Annotated in this window: 17 protein-coding genes and 1 tRNA gene; 7 read left to right on the forward strand and 11 right to left on the reverse strand. The window is 67.7% G+C overall.

Annotated features, from left to right (window positions below; all coding sequences use genetic code 11):
- Window positions 1–45 precede the first annotated feature (45 nt).
- The 3 genes from purB to LTV02_RS28480 all read right to left on the reverse strand — a co-directional run bounded on the left by purB (window position 46) and on the right by LTV02_RS28480 (window position 3,691).
- Window positions 46–1,467: an adenylosuccinate lyase gene (gene purB / locus LTV02_RS28470; RefSeq protein WP_233034912.1), complete on the reverse strand. Its 1,422-nt coding sequence runs from the start codon at window positions 1,465–1,467 to the stop codon at window positions 46–48.
- A gap of 298 nt (window positions 1,468–1,765) precedes the next feature.
- On the reverse strand, window positions 1,766–2,371 hold the full coding sequence (locus LTV02_RS28475; RefSeq protein WP_233034914.1) for a TetR/AcrR family transcriptional regulator: 606 nt from the start codon (window positions 2,369–2,371) through the stop codon (window positions 1,766–1,768).
- A 162-nt stretch (window positions 2,372–2,533) separates the two neighbouring features.
- Window positions 2,534–3,691 carry a pyridoxal phosphate-dependent aminotransferase gene (locus LTV02_RS28480; RefSeq protein WP_233034916.1) on the reverse strand — a complete coding sequence of 386 codons (1,158 nt, stop codon included), beginning with the start codon at window positions 3,689–3,691 and terminating at the stop codon, window positions 2,534–2,536.
- Between the two features lie 71 nt (window positions 3,692–3,762).
- On the opposite strand from LTV02_RS28480, the gene LTV02_RS28485 reads away from it, so the two are divergent.
- Window positions 3,763–4,911 carry a M23 family metallopeptidase gene (locus LTV02_RS28485; protein WP_332909540.1) on the forward strand — a complete coding sequence of 383 codons (1,149 nt, stop codon included), beginning with the start codon at window positions 3,763–3,765 and terminating at the stop codon, window positions 4,909–4,911.
- A 94-nt stretch (window positions 4,912–5,005) separates the two neighbouring features.
- Here LTV02_RS28485 and purD read toward each other — a convergent pair whose 3' ends face one another.
- Window positions 5,006–6,289, reverse strand: coding sequence for a phosphoribosylamine--glycine ligase (purD, locus tag LTV02_RS28490; protein WP_233034917.1), 1,284 nt, complete (start codon window positions 6,287–6,289; stop codon window positions 5,006–5,008).
- A gap of 71 nt (window positions 6,290–6,360) precedes the next feature.
- Between purD and LTV02_RS28495 the strand changes: the two genes are divergently transcribed.
- Both LTV02_RS28495 and LTV02_RS28500 read left to right on the forward strand, forming a co-directional pair.
- Window positions 6,361–6,738: a PH domain-containing protein gene (locus LTV02_RS28495; protein ID WP_067720952.1), complete on the forward strand. Its 378-nt coding sequence runs from the start codon at window positions 6,361–6,363 to the stop codon at window positions 6,736–6,738.
- Between the two features lie 186 nt (window positions 6,739–6,924).
- Window positions 6,925–7,350: an HIT family protein gene (locus LTV02_RS28500; protein WP_233034918.1), complete on the forward strand. Its 426-nt coding sequence runs from the start codon at window positions 6,925–6,927 to the stop codon at window positions 7,348–7,350.
- Here LTV02_RS28500 and LTV02_RS28505 read toward each other — a convergent pair.
- The 5 genes from LTV02_RS28505 to LTV02_RS28525 form a co-directional block, all read right to left on the reverse strand.
- The gene (locus tag LTV02_RS28505) at window positions 7,301–8,743 is read right to left on the reverse strand and encodes a sensor histidine kinase (RefSeq protein WP_233041731.1); all 1,443 of its coding nucleotides are present in this window, start codon (window positions 8,741–8,743) and stop codon (window positions 7,301–7,303) included. The two genes, LTV02_RS28500 and LTV02_RS28505, sit on opposite strands and share 50 nt — an antisense overlap.
- Before the next feature lie 68 nt (window positions 8,744–8,811).
- Window positions 8,812–9,546 carry a response regulator transcription factor gene (locus tag LTV02_RS28510; protein WP_067720950.1) on the reverse strand — a complete coding sequence of 245 codons (735 nt, stop codon included), beginning with the start codon at window positions 9,544–9,546 and terminating at the stop codon, window positions 8,812–8,814.
- Window positions 9,547–9,664: 118 nt separating this feature from the next.
- Window positions 9,665–9,736, reverse strand: a tRNA-Thr gene (locus LTV02_RS28515).
- A gap of 161 nt (window positions 9,737–9,897) precedes the next feature.
- On the reverse strand, window positions 9,898–10,140 hold the full coding sequence (locus tag LTV02_RS28520; protein ID WP_019931522.1) for an MbtH family protein: 243 nt from the start codon (window positions 10,138–10,140) through the stop codon (window positions 9,898–9,900).
- Window positions 10,141–10,280: 140 nt separating this feature from the next.
- Complete coding sequence (locus LTV02_RS28525; protein ID WP_067721018.1) at window positions 10,281–11,117, reverse strand: alpha/beta fold hydrolase; 837 nt, start codon at window positions 11,115–11,117, stop codon at window positions 10,281–10,283.
- Between the two features lie 184 nt (window positions 11,118–11,301).
- Here LTV02_RS28525 and LTV02_RS28530 point away from each other — a divergent pair, with 184 nt between their 5' ends.
- Window positions 11,302–11,472 (forward strand): hypothetical protein, encoded by a 171-nt coding sequence (locus LTV02_RS28530; RefSeq protein ID WP_169815427.1) that lies wholly within the window; start codon window positions 11,302–11,304, stop codon window positions 11,470–11,472.
- A 3-nt stretch (window positions 11,473–11,475) separates the two neighbouring features.
- Complete coding sequence (locus LTV02_RS28535) at window positions 11,476–12,957, forward strand: alpha,alpha-trehalose-phosphate synthase (UDP-forming) (RefSeq protein ID WP_233034919.1); 1,482 nt, start codon at window positions 11,476–11,478, stop codon at window positions 12,955–12,957.
- Here the strand turns inward: LTV02_RS28535 and LTV02_RS28540 are convergent, their stop codons facing one another.
- Window positions 12,958–13,938 (reverse strand): oxidoreductase, encoded by a 981-nt coding sequence (locus tag LTV02_RS28540; RefSeq protein WP_233034920.1) that lies wholly within the window; start codon window positions 13,936–13,938, stop codon window positions 12,958–12,960.
- Between the two features lie 148 nt (window positions 13,939–14,086).
- Here LTV02_RS28540 and LTV02_RS28545 point away from each other — a divergent pair, with 148 nt between their 5' ends.
- Window positions 14,087–15,055, forward strand: coding sequence for an SDR family NAD(P)-dependent oxidoreductase (locus LTV02_RS28545; RefSeq protein ID WP_233034921.1), 969 nt, complete (start codon window positions 14,087–14,089; stop codon window positions 15,053–15,055).
- Here LTV02_RS28545 and LTV02_RS28550 read toward each other — a convergent pair.
- Window positions 15,046–16,665, reverse strand: coding sequence for an acyl-CoA synthetase (locus tag LTV02_RS28550; protein WP_233034922.1), 1,620 nt, complete (start codon window positions 16,663–16,665; stop codon window positions 15,046–15,048). The genes LTV02_RS28545 and LTV02_RS28550 overlap by 10 nt on opposite strands.
- Before the next feature lie 232 nt (window positions 16,666–16,897).
- On the opposite strand from LTV02_RS28550, the gene LTV02_RS28555 reads away from it, so the two are divergent.
- The gene (locus tag LTV02_RS28555) at window positions 16,898–18,013 is read left to right on the forward strand and encodes a cytochrome P450 (protein ID WP_233034923.1); all 1,116 of its coding nucleotides are present in this window, start codon (window positions 16,898–16,900) and stop codon (window positions 18,011–18,013) included.
- Window positions 18,014–18,015: the final 2 nt, after the last annotated feature.

Consider the following 18,015-nt stretch of genomic DNA (forward strand, 5'->3'; position numbering starts at 1 on the left):
GGCTCGGTAACGAGCCGGGGCGAAAATGCTACGGCGACGGATCCGTCAGAGGATCGGCGACGGGGTGTAGCGCGCGGCCTCCGGGTCGGCGTCGACCAGCTTCTGCACCTGGGCGATGACATCCCCGGCCTGCGCCTCGGCCGCGCCGATGAACGCGGAACGGTCGGCCAGCGCGATATCGAGGGCTTCGCGATCCAGCGGCATCCGGTCGTCGGCGGCCAGGCGATCCAGCAGATCGGGTTCGCGGCCCTGCTCGCGCATGGCCAGCGCCACCGCGACGGCGTGCTCCTTGATGACCTCGTGCGCGGTCTCGCGGCCCACGCCCGCGCGCACGGCCGCCATCAGGATGCGGGTGGTGGCCAGGAACGGCAGGTAGCGGTTGAGTTCGCGGTCGATGACGGCCGGGTACGCGCCGAATTCGGCGAGCACGGTCAGGAAGGTCTCCATCATGCCGTCGATGGCGAAGAAGGCGTCCGGCAGCGCGACCCGGCGCACCACCGAGCAGAACACGTCACCCTCGTTCCACTGCGCGCCCGCCAGTTCGGCCGCCATGGAGGCGTAGCCGCGCAGCACCACCTGCAGGCCGTTGACGCGCTCGCAGGAGCGGGTGTTCATCTTGTGCGGCATGGCCGAGGAGCCGACCTGGCCCGGCTGGAAGCCCTCGGTCACCAGTTCGTGGCCGGCCATCAGGCGAATGGTGTGGGCGAAGGACGACGGCCCGGCGCCGACCTGCACCAGCGCGGACAGCACATCGTGGTCCAGCGAGCGCGGGTAGATCTGCCCGACGCTGGTGAACACATTGGCAAAACCCAAGTGCCGCGCCACTTTCTGCTCCAGCTGCGCCAGCTTGGCCGCATCGCCGCCGAGCAGATCCAGCATGTCCTGCGCGGTCCCCATCGGACCCTTGATCCCGCGCAGCGGATACCGGTCGATCAGCTCCCGCAGCCGGGTGAGCGCGATCAGCAACTCATCGGCCGCGGAGGCGAACCGCTTGCCGAGCGTGGTGGCCTGGGCCGCGACATTGTGCGAACGCCCCGCCATGACCAGCGTCTGATATTCGGCGGCCCGCTCGGCCAGCCGCGCCGCGATGGCCACACCGTGCTTGTACACGTGCTCCAGCGACAGCCGGATCTGCAGTTGCTCGACATTCTCGGTGAGATCGCGAGAAGTCATGCCCTTGTGCACATGCTCGTGCCCGGCCAGCGCATTGAACTCCTCGATCCGCGCCTTCACGTCATGCCGGGTGACCCGCTCCCGCTCCGCGATCGACTTCAGATCCACCTGATCGATGACCCGCTCGTAATCCTCGACGACCCCCGCCGGCACATCGATCCCGAGCTCGGCCTGCGCCCGCAACACCTCCAACCACAACCGCCGCTCGAGCACGATCTTGTTCTCCGGCGACCACAGGTGGACAAGCTCGGGACTGGCATAGCGAGTGGCGAGGACGTTAGGCACAAAGGTCACGTTTCGCCAGTTTACCGGGGTGATGCTGACCGCCCGCAGGCGCGGTTGAACTAGCCCGCGACACACGCGTCGAGCGTTCCAGCGGCGCGCCCATCCTCCCCTCAGGGCTTCAGCGGCGAGCCCCGGCATCATTCCGTGATGGGGTTTCAGGGGCGGACCCCTGATTCACTCCACTCCGGTTGTTTCAGGGGCGATGCCCTGATTCACTTCCCGCCGTCGGGGTTTCAGGGGCTTGCCCCTGAGTCTCCTCATCCTTGGGGGTTTCAGGGGCTTGCCCCTGAGAGTCACGAGAGTTGTTTCACACCGGGGGCGCGACGATGTCGATGACCTCGAGCAGGGCTCCGCGGGCGACTCGCCTTGGCTGCGGGTCGAATTCGCAGAGGGCGGTCACCACGGCGCCGTCCACCACCGCTACCAGGCGGCGTATCTGCTCGACCCGAACCACCCGATCGGATCGGCGCAGCACGTCCGCGAGGAGTTCGTCGAGCTGGGCGCGTAGTCGGAGCTGGACCTCGCGTAGTTCGGGGTGACGCGCCGACGCCACGGACCGTTCGTAGCGGGCGATCAGCTGCCCGCGCGCGTCCTCGTCGGCAGAATCCGGACCGACCAGCAGGTCCAGAACCAGGTCGACCGTCGCGTCCGCCCCACGCCGCCGATGCGTCACCTCGCCGACGCGCCGGCGCATGGCATCGAGTTCCGCGTTCCCGGAGAACTCGACCGCCCGCGCGATCAGATCCTCGAGGGATTCGAAGTAGTACGTCGTGGACGCCAGCGGCAGATCCGCCCGCGTCGCCACCGAGCGGTGCCGGACGGCTTCGAAGCCGCCTTCGAGCAACAGCTCGGCGGCCGCTGAAACCAGCGCTTGGCGACGCCGTTCGCCTTTCGGAGTCGTCGCAGTGGTCACCGTGTCATCGTGCCAGTCATCATGGGTTTATCAGTGCCAAATCTGTGCGATCTGTGGTGATTCCACTTCGGATGGGCAAACGGGCGAGCCGTGCGGAAAGCGGTATCACTTTTGTACCCCATCCCGGCCCGCCCGTGGGCGACTCCGGAAAGTCTTGGCAGATCACGCCATATAGCGTTCCAACCGGTCGAGTGCCTCTTCGATATCGGCACTCGCGCCGGCGAACGAGAAGCGAACCGTGTGCTGCCCGTTGACCGTATCGAAATCGATGCCCGGGGCGAGCGCGACGCCGGTGCGGTCGAGCACCTCGGTGCACCACGCCATCGAATCGTCGGTCAGGTGCGCGATATCCGCGTAGGCGTAGAACGCGCCGTCGGCCGGGGCCAGATCGGTGATGCCCAGCTTCGGCAAGCCGCTCAGCAGCAACTGCCGATTGGCCGCATACCGCCGCACATGACCGTCCAGTTCTTCCTTGGCCTCGGCCCCGAACGCGTGCACCGCCGCAAACTGGGAAATAGCGGGCGGGCACACCGTCATATTCGATGCCAGCCGCTGCAGCGCGGGCCGCAGGTGCTCGGGCACCAGCATCCAGCCCAGCCGCCAGCCCGTCATGGAGAAGTATTTCGACACCGACCCGATAACCACCGAATTTCGTGACGTCTCCCAAGCCGAGGAAGTCGGCTCGGTGTCGTCGTAGACGATCCCGTGATAGATCTCGTCCGAAATCAGCAGCGTCCCATGGTCATCGCACCACCGCGCCAGCGCCGCCAGCTCGGCCGGCGCGATCATGGTCCCGGTCGGATTGGCCGGGCTCGCCACGATCAGCCCCGCCGGCGGCTCCGGCAGCGCCTCCAGCATGGCTACGGTCGGCTGGAACCGCGTCTCCGGCCCGCAATCCAACTCCACCACCTCGCACCCCAGCGCGGTCAGCGTATTGCGATAGGCGGGATACCCGGGCCGCGCCACCACCACGGTGTCCCCGGCGTCGAACGCGGCCAGGAACAGCAGGGTGAACGCGCCGGAGGACCCGGTCGTCACCACCGCGTCGTCCGCGCTCGCCCGCACCCCGTAGGTGTCCCGGTGATGCCCGGCGATGGCCTCCCGCAGCTCCAGAATCCCGAATGTCTCGGTGTAGCCGAGCAATTCGCTGTCCATTGCCTGCTTGGTTGCCCGCAATACCGCCCGCGGCGCGGGCGTGGAGGGTTGCCCCGCCGCCAGCACCAGCACATCTCCGTGTGTCCGGGCCCGTTCAGCTGCTGCTTTCCAGACGTCCATCACGTAGAAAGTAGGAATGGCCGACCGCCGAGATTCGATACGCACCCGACAGACGGTAGAGCACTCGCTCCCCCGGCTGTCCGACAATGGTCGGCGGAATGCCTGAGGAGGGGCCGATGGCGGGGGGACGAATCGACAGCGAGCCCGTGGCCGAGGCCGGGAGCGGCGAGGCCGGATCGGTGAGCGGCGAGGCGACCACCGAGGGCGGCGGGGCAACAAACCCCGACGGTGATCAGCGGCGGGAACGGCTGCGCCGGAAGACCGCCACCTATACGCCCGGCGTGCGATCGCATCTGCTGGCCCCGGCGGCGTCCTCGTCGGCGTGGGCGCGTGAGCGGTTCGAGCGCGCCGCGACGGGTTCGGCGAAGGTGCTGGCGGCGGCCCGGAAGCAGGCCCCGATCGTGCGGGACCGGGCGGCCGGGTTGTGGGATCGGCGGCCACGTTCACGCGCCGAGGCCGAAGCGCTCGCGGTGCGGGGCCGGGACGAGTTCAAGCGGCAGGCGCCGATCGCCAAGGCGTGGGCGATCAAGCACCGGGTGCTGATCGCCGGTATGACGGCGGTGGTCGTATTCGCCTCGGCGGACAGCGCGATCGGGCTGATCCCCCTCGATGCGGAAGCGACTCCCGGTGTGGCGGTGCGGGTTCCGGTCGCGCACCCGCTACAGGTGAACACCACGCCCGCGACGGCCAAGCGGTACCTGGACGCCATCAACAACGGTGAGAAGTTGCGCGAGGCGGCGGTGGTCGCGGCGGCGGCCCGCCAGACCCTGGAACGCGCCAAGGCCGAGGCCGCCGCGGCGGTGGCGGGCGAATACCAGCCGTGGATGTCGGCGACCACGCCCTATCCCGACGGCACCCTGCCGCCCGGTTACGCGCCCGGCGGTTTCGCGCTCCCCGCGAAGGGCGCCTTCACCTCCGGATTCGGTTCCCGCTGGGGCACTTTCCACCAGGGCATCGATATCGCGGGCCCGCTCGGCTCCCCCATCTACGCGGTCGCCGCGGGCACCGTCATCGACGCCGGCCCGGCCCAGGGATTCGGCCTGTGGGTGCGCATCCGCCACGACGACGGCACCATCTCCGTCTACGGCCACATGTACGACTTCTTCGTCTCGGTGGGCGAACGCGTCCCGGCGGGCATGCAGATCGCCCGCATCGGCAATCGCGGCGACTCCACCGGCCCGCACCTGCATTTCGAGATCGTCGTCGGCGGGCAGCACGTGGATCCCGCCGCCTGGCTGGCACAGCGCGGTCTCAGCCTCACCTGATCCGCCCACCGGCCGGCAGTCACACCGGCCCGCAATGGAGCGCGGCCCGCCCGAGCACCAGCTCGGGCGGGCCGTACTTCTGTGTCGTGAGCCCTCAGACCGCCGAAGGCACGGTAATCCGCCCCTCGGTGGCCGCCAGCGCGATATCGGTGCGGAAGTGCCCGCCCGGCAGCTTGATCCCCGCGAGCCGCTTGTAGGCATTCGCCCGCGCCTCGTTCAGATCCGCGCCCTGCCCGACGATCGCGAGCACCCGTCCACCGGCCGACACCAGCGCACCGTCCTCACGCGCGGCGGTCCCGGCGTGCAGCACCTCGGATTCGGTTCCGGTGCCGGAGGATTCGGCCCCGGTAATAACATCGCCCGACCGCGGCCGCGCCGGGTAGTTCTCGGCGGCGAGCACCACGGTGACGGCCGAGCCGTCCTTCCAGCGCGGCGGCTCGACCTGATCGAGGGTGCCGGTGGCGGTGGCGTACAGCAGCTCACCCAGCGGGCTGTCCAGCATGGCCAGCACCGCCTGGGTCTCGGGATCACCGAAGCGGCAATTGAATTCGACGACCGCGGGCCCGTTCTGCCCGACCGCGAGCCCGGCGTACAGCAGCCCGGAGAACGGCACACCCTGCCGGACCATTTCGGCCGCAACGGGTTTCACCACATCGTCGACAATGGCGCGCAGCGTCTCCTCCGGCAGCCACGGCAGCGGCGTGTACGCGCCCATGCCGCCGGTGTTCGGCCCGGTGTCCCCGTCGCCCACCCGCTTGTGGTCCTGCGCCGGCAGCAGCGGCACCACGGTCTCGCCGTCGACGAGGCAGAACAGCGACACCTCGGGACCGTCGAGGAAGGACTCCAGCAGCACCGGATGCCCGTTCTCCAGCAGTTCGGCGCCGTGGTCGCGCGCGACCGACCGGTCGGCGGTCACGACCACGCCCTTGCCCGCGGCCAGCCCGTCGTCCTTGACCACCCAGGTCGGCCCGAAGCGATCCAGCGCCGCGTCGAGTTCGCCCGGATGATCCACGATTTCGCTGTGCGCGGTCTTGACCCCGGCCGCGTTCATGATGTCCTTGGCGAACGCCTTGGACCCTTCGATCCGCGCCGCCGCGGCGGACGGCCCGAAGGCCGGAATCCCGGCGGCCCGCACCGCGTCGGCCACGCCGAGCACCAGCGGCACCTCGGGTCCGATCACCACCAGATCCGCGGCCAGCTCCTGCGCCAGCGCCGTCACCTCGTCACCGGAGGAGGCGTCCACCGGCCGCACCTCGGCGTGCTGGGCGATACCGGCATTGCCGGGGGCGGCGTAGACCGCGGTCACCGCCGGGTCCTTGCGCAGGGCAAGAACGAGGGCATGTTCACGGGCTCCGGAACCGATCACGAGTACGCGCACGGCTGACAGCTTAGAGGGATGATGGACGGTGACCGCCGTCACCCACCATCACCGTGAGGATGTAGCAGAGCATGGGTCTCATCGACGGAATCATGGGCAATGCGGGGCGCATCGATCCCGGCAGCGCCCAAGCCGAATACGGCAAGCTGCTCGGCCAGGGGGAACAGATCTACGCGGCGTACCTACTGGTCCGCGACGCCATCCTCTTCACCAACCGCCGACTGATCATGGTCGACAAGCAGGGCATGACCGGCCGCAAGGTCAGCTACCACTCCATCCCCTACCGGGCCATCACCCACTTCTCGGTGGAAACCGCCGGCACCTTCGACCTGGACGCCGAACTCTCCATCTGGATCTCCGGCTCCCACGAACCGATCCACAAACGCTTCAACCGCCAGGTCGACATCTACGAGGTGCAGGGCATCCTGTCCCACTTCGTCGCAGTCTGACCGGAGACCACCCGCCTCGTCCGCCCGTAGCCCGACGTGACAACTGATTTCGAGCGACCGGGGTAACTCCCCGGGTACGCCCGAAATCGTTTCGGCTCCGGACCGCAGGCACGCGTTGCCAACGGGTAACAGCTCCCGGCTGCGCGCAGAAGTCCCGGAGAGGCGGGACAGCGTACTGTCCGGAGTATGGCTTCCGTTTTCTCCGCAATCATCAACGGGCAGCTGCCCGGCCGGTTCGTCTGGGAGGACGACGAATTCGTCGCGTTCCTCACCATCGCCCCGGTGACGCAGGGCCACACGCTGGTGGTGCCGCGCCAGGAGATCGATCAGTGGCAGGACGTGGATCCGGCCGTCTTCGCCCGGATGACCGGCGTCGCGCAGAAGATCGGCCAGGCGGTGCGGGCGGCGTGGGACGCGCCGCGCGCGGGCCTGTTGATCGCCGGTCTGGAGGTGCCGCATCTGCACCTGCACGTGTTCCCGGCCTTCGAGCTCGGCGATTTCGATATCACCGGCGCGGACCCGGAACCGAGCAAGGAATCCCTCGACGAGGCCCAGGCCAAGATCAAACAGGCGCTGCGCGATCTGGGTTACGCCGGGAACGTTCCGGACTGAGCTCGACCGGCCCGGCCACGTCCCCGCGCGGCAGCCGGACGGTGAAGGTGGTGCCCACCCCGGGTTCGCTGGCCACCGACACCGTCCCGCCGTGCGCGGCTACCAGCGCCTGCACGATGGACAGTCCCAGCCCGGTGCCGCCGCGCTCGCGGCTGCGGGATTTGTCGGTGCGATAGAACCTTTCGAACACCCGCTCGGCCTGCTCCGGCTCCAGGCCGGGCCCGGTATCGGCCACCTGCAGCAGCACCTCGTTCGCGGCGGGCCGCAGCCGCACCGTCACCGCGGCTTCGGGCGGGGTGTGCACCAGCGCGTTGTTGAGCAGGTTGGCCAGGATCTGACGCAGCCGGACCTCGTCGCCGGACAGCTCCAGAGTGCCCGCGCCGGAATCGATTTCGAGCCCGATCGGCCGATGCGTCTCCGGATGCTGGGCCGCCGCCACCGCCCGCGCGCTGTGCACGGCATCGCTGGCCAGCGCCAGCAGATCCACCGGCCGCCGCTCCACCGGCCGCTGCGCGTCCAGCCGGGCCAGCATGAGCAGGTCCTCGACCAGCAGGCCCATCCGATGCGATTCGCGTTCGATGCGGTCCATCAGAATCGCCGGATCGGTAATGGCCCCTTGGCGATACAGCTCCGAGAAGCCCTTGATGGTGGTCAGCGGCGTGCGCAGTTCGTGGCTGGCGTCGGCGACGAAACGCCGCATCTTGGCCTCGGAGCGCCGCGCCGCCTCCTCCGACGCCTCGGTGGCCGCGAACGCCTGCTGGATCTGGGTGAGCATGGTGTTGAGCGATTGCGACAGGTGATCGACCTCGGTGTCGGTGCCGCGCACCGGAACTCGCCGATGCAGATCCCCGCCCGCGATGGCCGCCGCCGTCTCCTCCACCGAGCGCAGCGGCCGCAGACTGCGCCGGATCACCAGCCGCGCCACCACTGCCAGCACCGCCAGCACGATCGCCCCGATCACCACCTGCAGCGCGACCAGCCGATCGAGAATCGAATAGGTCTCGTCCATGCGCAGCGCGATGGTGGTGGTGCCGAATTGATTGCCCACCCGCACGATTCGCCACTGTTCCGCCGCATCGCCCGCCGATCCGACGGTCCGCGGCTTGTGCCCGAGATCGTCGGGCACCGCCGGTTTCAGCTTGGTCGGCGAGAGGTCGAGGGTGACCTGCCCGCTCGAATCCACCACGCGCACATAGAACAGATGCGGCGGCCGCTCCTGTCCCAGCGGCCGGGGCAGCGGTTCCGGCCGGGGCGCACCGGGTTTCGCCCAGCTCTCGACGGCCCCGTAGAGCTGGGCGTCGATCCGGCCGATGAGCACATTGCGCATCAGCGAGGTCACCACCAGCCCGGAGATCAGCATGCCGAGCGCGGTCAGCGACACCAGCGCCACCATGAGCGTGGTGCGCAGCGGCACGGTCGCGAGCCGCTCGGCCACCCGGCGGCGGACGGTGCGGGCGGCGATCACTTGGCGCCCGTGCCGCCGCGCGGTTCCCGCATCACGTAGCCGACCCCGCGCAGGGTGTGGATGAGCCGCTCGGGCCCGGTGTCGACCTTCTTGCGCAGATACGACACATAGGTCTCGACCACCCCGACCTCACCGCCGAAGTCGTAGCGCCACACGTGATCCAGAATGCGCGGTTTGCTCAGCACCGTGCCCGCATTGACCATGAAATACCGCAGCAGCGTGAACTCGGTGGGCGAGAGCGGCACCGGTTCCCCCGCCTTCCACACTTCGTGGGTGTCGTCGTCGAGTTCGATATCGGCGAACTTGATCCGCGAGGTCTTCTCCTCCGGCACCGCCCGCCCGGCCCGCCGCAGGATCACCCGCAGCCGCGCCACCACTTCTTCCAGACTGAACGGCTTGGTCACGTAGTCGTCGGCCCCGAGGGTCAGCCCCGTGATCTTGTCCTCGACATCGTCCCGCGCGGTCAGGAACAACACCGGCGCGTCGATCCCGTCGGCCCGCAGCCGCCGCAGCAGCCCGAACCCGTCCATCCCCGGCATCATCACGTCCACGATGAGCGCGTCCGGCCGGAATGCCCGCGCCTTGTCCAGCCCCTCGGTCCCGCTCCCCGCCGTCGCGATCTCGAACCCCTGATACCGCAGACTCACCGACAACAACTCCAGAATCATCGGCTCGTCATCGACGACCAGCACCTTCGCCTCGGGTTCACGCTGCACGGGCACACCTGTCATGACAACATCCTCCGGCCGGGCGCGCGGGTTTCCCTGAATGTTCCCTGCGAGTTCCCTGGGAACGCCGGAAACGAGAAACGCCTCCCCACGACCGGCAGCAGTCGTGGGGAGGCGGGAGAGCCCCCTGTCAGGATTGAACTGACGACCTTCGCTTTACAAGAGCGGTGCTCTACCACTGAGCTAAGGAGGCAGGGTGCGGAGCCATCTTAACCAGGTGGGCCGGCTGCGCGGAAAAGCCGGCGTCCCAGTTGGTTCCGATAGCAACCCGGGGCAGATCCTTATGCGGCCGAGGGTGACTCGGCCGCATCAGGAAAACCGTTCCCGTGCCGTATCGGGGCTAACCGCGGTCGATCAGGACTGAGCCGCCTGACGGGCCGCGTCATCGGCGGCCATGGCATCACGAAGGCTCTTGGGACGCATATCCGTCCAGTTCTTCTCGACGTATTCGACGCAAGCCGCGCGGCTGTCCTCGCCGAACACGACTCGCCACCCGGCCGGGACCTCGGCGAAGGCCGGCCACAGCGAATGCTGCTCCTCGTCGTTGACCAGGACGAAGAACCGGCCGTCTTCGTCGTCGAAAGGATTGGTGCTCATTTCACCTCACTGGATACTGGCGCTGTGTACGGGAACGCTGACGGATCGTAACTCTGCCCGGTTGTGATCACGAGCATCGAACGAACCCCCGACGTTGATTCGACCCTAGCAAGGAGGGTGTTACCGCTGGGCGGTTACCTTCATGCCCCGGCGAAGAATTCCAGCAGGACCTTGTTGACCGCCTCGGGGCGCTCCAGGTATCCGAAATGGCCCGCATCAGGGATTTCCTGGTAGCGAGCGCCCGGAATCACGTCCGCGACCTCGCGGGACAGGTAGGGCGGGATCATCCGGTCGTCGGCGAAGCCCATGGACAGGCACGGCACGCTGATCTGCCGGTATGCGGCCAAACGGTCGAAATCGTGGTCCATCCGCCGCTGCGCCCGCACGCCGGGCGAGACCGGGCCGCCGGTGAACTCGAACAGATCCAGCCAGTCCCGGGCGGCATTGGTGTCGGCCAGCGTCGCGGGCGAGAGGTTCATGATGGCGGTGAGCGCCGCGTCGTACTTGGCGGGCAGCCGGGTGCCGGCCGCGTCCAGTTCGTGCTCGCCCAGCGACAGCGTCTTCTGGAACTGGTCGAGGCGACCGTGCCCGGCCATGAAAACGGCCTTGCGCACCAGGTCGGGGCGGGCGAGGGCGAGTTCCTGCGCGACCCGCGAGCCCATGGACTGCCCGACCACCAGGGCCGGTCCCTCACCGAGGAATTCGATCAGCGCCGCGGTGTCGCGCACCAGATCGTCGATGGTCATGCCGCTCGCCGCCTCGTAGGACGGCGCGATCCCGCGATTGTCGAAGGTGCACACCCGATATCCGGCGGCGACCAGCGCGGGCACCTGGTGCAGTTCCCACACCCGGCCCGGGCTGCCGGTGCCCATGATCATGACGACCAGCGGACCCCCGCCCTTGACGTCGGTGCCCTTGGCCCGGTCCCCCTTGACCTGGTAGTTCAGTGAGATTCCGTTCACCGTGGCCAACGGCATGGCGTACAACCCCTTCATCGGTTGGTTCGACTTCAGCTTCGTCCACCGTATAGCCATTCGCCTCCGGAACGTTTCGCGGTGCATCACGCTTGGGGCTCGAGCCGCACCGACCGGACAGGGCGGCCATCCCGGACAGATACGATGGACGTCGATCCCGAGGCAATGAACCCGAGAGGACATGAAGATGGCCGCGAAGACCGGCGCGAACGATATCGCGGACGACGATCTGGAACCCCTGGCCGACGAAACCGCTCGTCAAGCCCAGCGGGTAGTGGCGGCTTACGCGACCGACGCCGATGAATGCCGCATGCTGCTGTCCATGCTGGGCATCGGTCCCAACGCGCGAGGCGAATGACCCGTGGCCCCGGATAGCTCCGGCTCCGGTTTCGTCGTCGTCGCCAACCGGCTGCCGGTGGACCTGGAACGCCTACCCGACGGTACGACCCGCTGGAAGCGCAGCCCCGGCGGCTTGGTGACCGCCCTGGAGCCGGTGCTGCGCAACAACAAAGGCGCATGGGTCGGCTGGGCGGGTGTCCCCGATGTCGATATCGACCCGATCGTCGAGGACGGCCTGGAGTTGCATCCGGTGCCGTTGTCGGCCGAAGAGGTCGCCGATTACTACGAAGGCTTCTCCAACGCCACCCTGTGGCCGCTCTATCACGATGTGATCGTGCGCCCGGTGTACGACCGCAACTGGTGGCAGGCGTACGTGCAGGTGAACCGCCGTTTCGCCGAACACACCGCCAAGGTCGCCGCCGAGGGCGCGACCGTGTGGGTGCAGGACTACCAGTTGCAGCTGGTGCCGAAGATGCTGCGCATGCTGCGCCCGGATCTGACCATCGGCTTTTTCCTGCACATTCCGTTCCCGCCGGTGGAACTGTTCATGCAGATGCCGTGGCGCACCGAGATCGTCGAGGGCCTGCTGGGCGCCGACCTGATCGGTTTCCATCTGCCCGGCGGCGCGCAGAACTTCCTCTACCTCGCCAGAAGGCTTGCGGGCCAGCCGACTTCGCGCGGCAATGTCGGCGTCCGCTCGAAACTCGGTGTGGTGCAGGTGGGTTTCCGCACCGTCCGCGTCGGCGCCTTCCCCATCTCCATCGCCTCCACCGAACTGGACGAGTACTCGCGCCGCCGCAATGTCCGCGAACGCGCCGCGAAAATCCGTGCGGAACTGGGCAATCCGAAGAACATCCTGCTCGGCGTCGACCGCCTGGACTACACCAAGGGCATCGACATCCGCCTGGCCGCCCTGGAGGAACTGCTCCACGAGGGCCGTGTGGACCCCGAGGAAACCGTCATGGTCCAGCTGGCCACCCCCAGCCGCGAACGCGTCGAGTCCTACAAACAGATGCGCGGCGATATCGAACGCCAGGTCGGCCGCATCAACGGCGAGTTCTCCCGCGTCGGCTACCCCGTGGTCCACTACCTGCACCGCCCCATCCCCCGCGAAGAACTCATCTCCTTCTTCGTGGCCGCCGACGTCATGATCGTCACCCCCCTGCGCGACGGCATGAACCTGGTGGCCAAGGAATACGTAGCCTGCCAAGGCGGCCTCACCGGCGCGCTTGTCTTGAGCGAATTCACCGGCGCCGCAGCCGAACTCCGCCAGTCCTACCTCTGCAACCCCCACGACCTCGAAAGCGTCAAGGAAGCCCTCGTCGGCGCCCTCGACGACGACAAGGACACCCGCCGCCGCCGCATGCGCTCCATGCGCCGCCAGGTCCTCACCCACGACGTGGACCGCTGGGCCCGAGCCTTCCTCGACGCCCTCGCCCAGGACCGGGTGGCCGGCAGCGCATTGCTCACCGACGACGACGTCGACCCGGGCGTGCGGCGCTGATCAATCCAGCAGGGCCGGGTACCGCACGCCGGTCAAGCGTTCGGACTCGCTCCACAATCGACGGCGGGCCACCTCGTCGTGAGCATTGGGAGCGGGTTCGACGCGAACCGGATGGCCTTTCGAACCCTCGTGCGGGCCGTAGAACTCGCCGCCGGACACCTGCGGGTCGGTGGCGGCGCGCACCGTGGTCAGCGCGCCCTGAACGGCGGTGTTGACCCCCAGCGCCAAAGGTCCGCGCCCCGGCAGGGTCGCCGCCGCCGCGAGCTTGCGGGCGAGCTTGCTGACCGCGCGCACCGGGAGGCTCATATTGTCGGCGAAATCGGTGATCGCGGTGCCGGGGTGCGCCGCCACGGCGATGGCGCCGGAGTCTTCGAGCCGATGGTTCAGCTCATCGGTGAACAGCAGCCCGGCGAGTTTGGATTGCGCGTAGGCCGCGGCCAATGTGTAAGGGCGGCGGGCGAAGTGGAGATCGTCGAATTCGAGGACGCCGCGGGCATGACTGCGGCTGCTGACGGTGACGATGCGGGCGCCTGACGCCGCCAGTACGCGGTCCAGCAGCAATCCGGTGAGGGCGAAGGGGCCGAGATGGTTGGTGGCCAAGGTCAGTTCGAAACCGTCCCGGCTCAGCTCGCGCCGCACATTGGCGGTACCGGCGTTGTTGACGAGCAGCTCTATCCGATCGCACTGCACGCGAATCGATTCCGCGGCCGCGCGCACCGAGTCCAGCGAGCTCAGCTCCACCTCGATCGCGGTCAGCCGGGCGGACGGAACCGAGGCGCGGATCCGTTCGGCAGCGGCTGTCGCTTTCGACGGATTCCGGCACGCCATGACGACGTGAGCGCCGTGCGCGGCGAGCAGGAGCGCGGTTTCGAATCCCAAGCCGGTATTGGCTCCAGTCACCACGGCCGTCCGGCCGGACAGGTCCGGGATCGCCTCCGCCGTCCATTCCGAATTCGCCGTGTTACCAATACTTTTCCCCACCGGCGTTCCCCCGAGTTTCGACTTGCGAGCTGTACACGCTTGCGCCGAAGTGTAACTGGTTCTACTGTCGAACTCGAAGGGAATCTCGACTGTGCCAAACGAATTATGTTGTCGCACAGCCGATTACAGAGCATTACTGGGGGCGCGCATGGACACCGACCGCAATTACAGGAAACCCACTGGGACACCGCTCACCGGTCGGCATGTGCTGATCACCGGCGCGTCTTCCGGCATCGGCCGCGCCGCCGCGATCGCGATCGCCGCGAAAGGCGCGGTAGTACTGCTGCTGGCCCGGCGCGCGGCCGAACTCGACGCGGTCGTGCGGGAGATACGCGACGCCGGCGGCGCGGCTTTCGGCTATCCCTGCGACATCACCGACGCCGAGTCGGTCGAGCACACGGCGAAAGCCGTACTTTCCCAACATGATCACGTCGATATGCTGGTCAACAATGCGGGCCGCTCCATTCGCCGGGCCCTGCATCTGTCCACCGACCGGGTGCATGACTTCGAGCGCACCATGGCGGTCAACTACATTGCCGCGGTCCGCCTGATCCTCGCGCTCACCCCGCGGATGCGCGAGCGCCGCACCGGCCACATCGTCAATGTCTCCAGTTCCGCGGTCCAGGTGGCGCCGCCGCGTTTCGCCGCGTACGCGGCCAGCAAGGCGGCACTGGACAAATTCACCGAGGTCGCCGCCGTGGAGATGCGGTCCGACGGGGTCACCTTCACCACCATCCACATGCCGCTGGTGGAAACCCCGATGAGCGCGCCCAGCAAGAACTCCGAGTTCTTTCCCAGCCGCTCCGCCGAGTGGGCGGCCGCGGTCGTGGTGCGCGCACTGGTCGAGCGCCCCAGACGCATCGATACCCCCGCCGGGACCGCGGGCGAACTCGGCGCGCTGTTCACCCCCGGCATCATGAGCCGGACCCTGCACGAGTTCTACCGCCGGCTTCCGGAGTCTTCGGCATCCAAAGCAGAAGCAAGACAATCGGATACGAACGAGCAACCCAGTCCTGCACAGCCACATCGCGCCCCTCGGCCCCAGCCGAAGGCGGTGCGGGTCATCGCACGCACCGCCCGCCGCGCCACCAAACTGATCCCCGGCGCCTACTGGTAGCGCATCCCCCGCTCCGGGTTCGCCGCGGCGTACCGCTTGGCCCACGGATAGTCGGCCTTGCCGCTGGCTCGGCGTTCGATCTCCTCGACGATCCAGAAGGTGCGCGGCACTTTGTAACCCGCGATCAGAGTGCGCAGATGGCCGCCCAGGGCCGCGAAATCGATTGTCGCACCGGTACGCGGCTGCACGACGGCAGCCACCGACCAGCCGTAACGATCGTCCGGAATGCCGATCACCAAGGCGTCGTGGACATCCGGGTGCGATTTCAGCGTGCCCTCGACCTCCTCCGGGAACACCTTCTCGCCGCCGGTATTGATGCATTCCGAGCCGCGCCCGAGCAGGGTGACCGTGCCGTCCGCCTCGTAGCGGGCGTAATCGCCGGGCACGACATAGCGTTCCCCGCCGATCTCGGCGAAGAGCGCCGCGGTCTTCTCCGGGTCTTTGTAGTAACCGAGCGGCACCGGTCCGCCCCGCGCCAGCCTGCCCACCGCACCGGGCTCCGGCGTGACGAGTTCACCGTCGTCACCGATGAGCACCGCCTGCTTGCTGACGTGCACTCGCGGCCCGTCCGAGTGATCGGAATCCTTGCTCAGCTGGCCGATTCCGGTCAATCCGCCCTCCGACGAGCCCACGTTGTCGGTGATGATCAGGTTCGGGAAGGTGTCGAGGTACCGCCGTTTGAGGGGTTGGGAGAACAGCGCCGCGCCGCTGCTCAGAGCGACCAGCGAGGTGGTGTCGTAGTTCCCCGCGAGATAGGCGTCCAGCAGCGGTCGAGCCATGGCGTCGCCCGCGATCTGCAGGAAATGCACGCCGTGGCCTTCGATCGCCCGCCAGATGGCGGCCGCGTCGAACTGCGGCACCAGAACGACCGTACCGCCGGAGTTCAACGCCATGAACGCGATCCACTGCGCGGCATGGATCAGCGGCGCGGCCGGCAACCAGCTCATGACGTAGCCGGTGGACCCCGCCTGCTTCGCGAAGTGGTACTCGTCGGTTATGTATTCGCCGGTGACATGGTGGATGCCGCCGCCGAGCGCCCGCCAGACGTCCTCGTGCCGCCACACCACGCCCTTCGGATATCCGGTGGTACCGCCCGTGTAGAGCATGTAGATGTCGTCGCCACTACGTTCGCCGAAGTCACGCACCGGCGACCCGGCAGCGAGTGCGGCCTCGTACTCGGCACCCGCGTAACGCGAAAAGTCCAGGTCCGACCCATCATCGATGACGATCGCGTGCTCGAGCCGCGCGAGCCGGGGGAAGAGGCCGGCGACGATATCGGAGTACCGGCGTTCGTGAATCAGCGCGACCAGATCGGCATTTTCGGCGAGGTACCGGACCTCGTCGGCCACATAGCGGTAGTTCACGCTCACCGGAACCGCACGCAGTTTGAACGCGGCGTACATCGCCTCGATCGCCTCGATCGAATTGCGCGAGTACACCCCGATGTGGTCACCCTTGCCGATGCCCCGCGCCGCCAGCTGATGCGCAAGACGGTTCGCCCGCTCGTCCAACTCGCGATACGTGGCCCGGCGCTCGCCGCAGATGACGGCCACCCGCTCCGGCACCGCGTCGACGGCGTGCTCGAACAGGTCGGCAATGTTGAAGGCCATGCCCCACAAAGTAGAACGAGTTCCCCCAGACGGCCACACATGAAATATCAAGCAGCTCAATAAAACTACGACAGATAGGTGTGACCCTCGGTGCACGCAAACGAATGTCGATATCCCCTTGTATCCTACTGAAACGTGTTCTACTGTCGAGCGGGGAGCAGATCGATGACCCGGCCGAATTGGCTTGTGGCGCAATCTCTTACACGTTGACACCTTGGGGAGTGTGGCAACAATGAGCACCGAATCCATCGCACCGGGCTGCCCGGTCCGCCGCATCACCACCGAAACCGGCGATGACGCCTGGCTGGTAACCGGTCACGCCAACGTCCGGAAAATGTTCTGCGACAGGCGATTAGGACGTTCCCATCCGACGCCCGAGACGGCGCCCCGCAAGACGGAGTCGACGCTTTTCGGCGGGCCGATCGGTAACTTCGACACCGAGTGGGAAGATCACGAGCGGCTGCGCACGCTGCTGAATCCGCTGTTCTCCCCCTCCGCCATGCGGGCGCTGCTGCCCCGCATCGAATCCGTCACCGCCGACGTGCTGGCCGAATTCGCGGCGGCCGGGTCACCCGCGGATTTTCACGAACACGTCGCGAGCCGCCTGCCCGTCTTCGTGATCTGCGAGCTGCTGGGTGTGCCCTACGCGGATCGGGAGAAGTTCCAGCACTGGAGTGCCGGGATCTTCGATAAACGGGACGCGCAGAAGTCCGCACAGGCCGGCGCCGAATGGTTCGTCTATTGCATGGCGTTGATCCAGCGCAAACGGGTGGAGCCGGGCGAGGACGTGTTGTCCCAGCTGTGCGCGAACCCCGAACTCACCGACGACGCCATCGCCACTTTGGCAATGGTGCTGCTGCTGGCGGGGCAGGAGACGACGGTCGTCGAACTCGGCCTGGGCCTGCTGAAGCTGCTCGAGGACCGCGGCCAGTGGCAGCATCTGGCGGGCAATCCACAACTCGTCCCCAATGCGGTGGAAGAGCTACTGCGAGTGCAGGATTCGACGGGATTCATTCGCTACGCCCGCACCGACATGGATGTCGAAGGGCAGCGCTTCACCGCCGGTGATCTAGTACTGCTCGATGTGGATTCGGCCAATCACGATCCCGAGGTCTTCACCGACCCGCGCGCGGTCGACGTGACCCGCAAGCAGGGCGGGCACCTGGCATTCGGCTACGGGCCGCGCTACTGCGTCGGCGCACCGCTCGCCCGCCTGGAACTCGCCGTCGCGTTCGAGCAACTGATCGCGAAGTTCCCGGGCCTGCGGCTCGCGGTCGACCCGTCGGAATTGACGATGCGCGACGACGTGGCCACCAAGGGCCTGGTCGCCCTGCCGCTGGAGTGGTGACC

Origin of the sequence: Nocardia yamanashiensis (assembly GCF_021183565.1) — a bacterium.
GTDB classification, from domain to species: domain Bacteria; phylum Actinomycetota; class Actinomycetes; order Mycobacteriales; family Mycobacteriaceae; genus Nocardia; species Nocardia yamanashiensis.

Bases quoted from the DNA above. Each gene is read 5' to 3' on its own strand.
- LTV02_RS28485 (WP_332909540.1), top strand. From the start codon at position 3,763: ATGGCGGGGGGACGAATCGACAGCGAGCCCGTGGCCGAGGCCGGGAGC.
- LTV02_RS28495 (WP_067720952.1), top strand. From the start codon at position 6,361: ATGGGTCTCATCGACGGAATCATGGGCAATGCGGGGCGCATCGATCCC.
- LTV02_RS28500 (WP_233034918.1), top strand. From the start codon at position 6,925: ATGGCTTCCGTTTTCTCCGCAATCATCAACGGGCAGCTGCCCGGCCGG.
- LTV02_RS28505 (WP_233041731.1), bottom strand. From the start codon at position 8,743: ATGGTGGCGCTGGTGTCGCTGACCGCGCTCGGCATGCTGATCTCCGGG.
- LTV02_RS28510 (WP_067720950.1), bottom strand. From the start codon at position 9,546: ATGACAGGTGTGCCCGTGCAGCGTGAACCCGAGGCGAAGGTGCTGGTC.
- LTV02_RS28520 (WP_019931522.1), bottom strand. From the start codon at position 10,140: ATGAGCACCAATCCTTTCGACGACGAAGACGGCCGGTTCTTCGTCCTG.
- LTV02_RS28525 (WP_067721018.1), bottom strand. From the start codon at position 11,117: ATGCCGTTGGCCACGGTGAACGGAATCTCACTGAACTACCAGGTCAAG.
- LTV02_RS28530 (WP_169815427.1), top strand. From the start codon at position 11,302: ATGGCCGCGAAGACCGGCGCGAACGATATCGCGGACGACGATCTGGAA.
- LTV02_RS28545 (WP_233034921.1), top strand. From the start codon at position 14,087: ATGGACACCGACCGCAATTACAGGAAACCCACTGGGACACCGCTCACC.
- LTV02_RS28550 (WP_233034922.1), bottom strand. From the start codon at position 16,665: ATGGCCTTCAACATTGCCGACCTGTTCGAGCACGCCGTCGACGCGGTG.
- LTV02_RS28555 (WP_233034923.1), top strand. From the start codon at position 16,898: ATGAGCACCGAATCCATCGCACCGGGCTGCCCGGTCCGCCGCATCACC.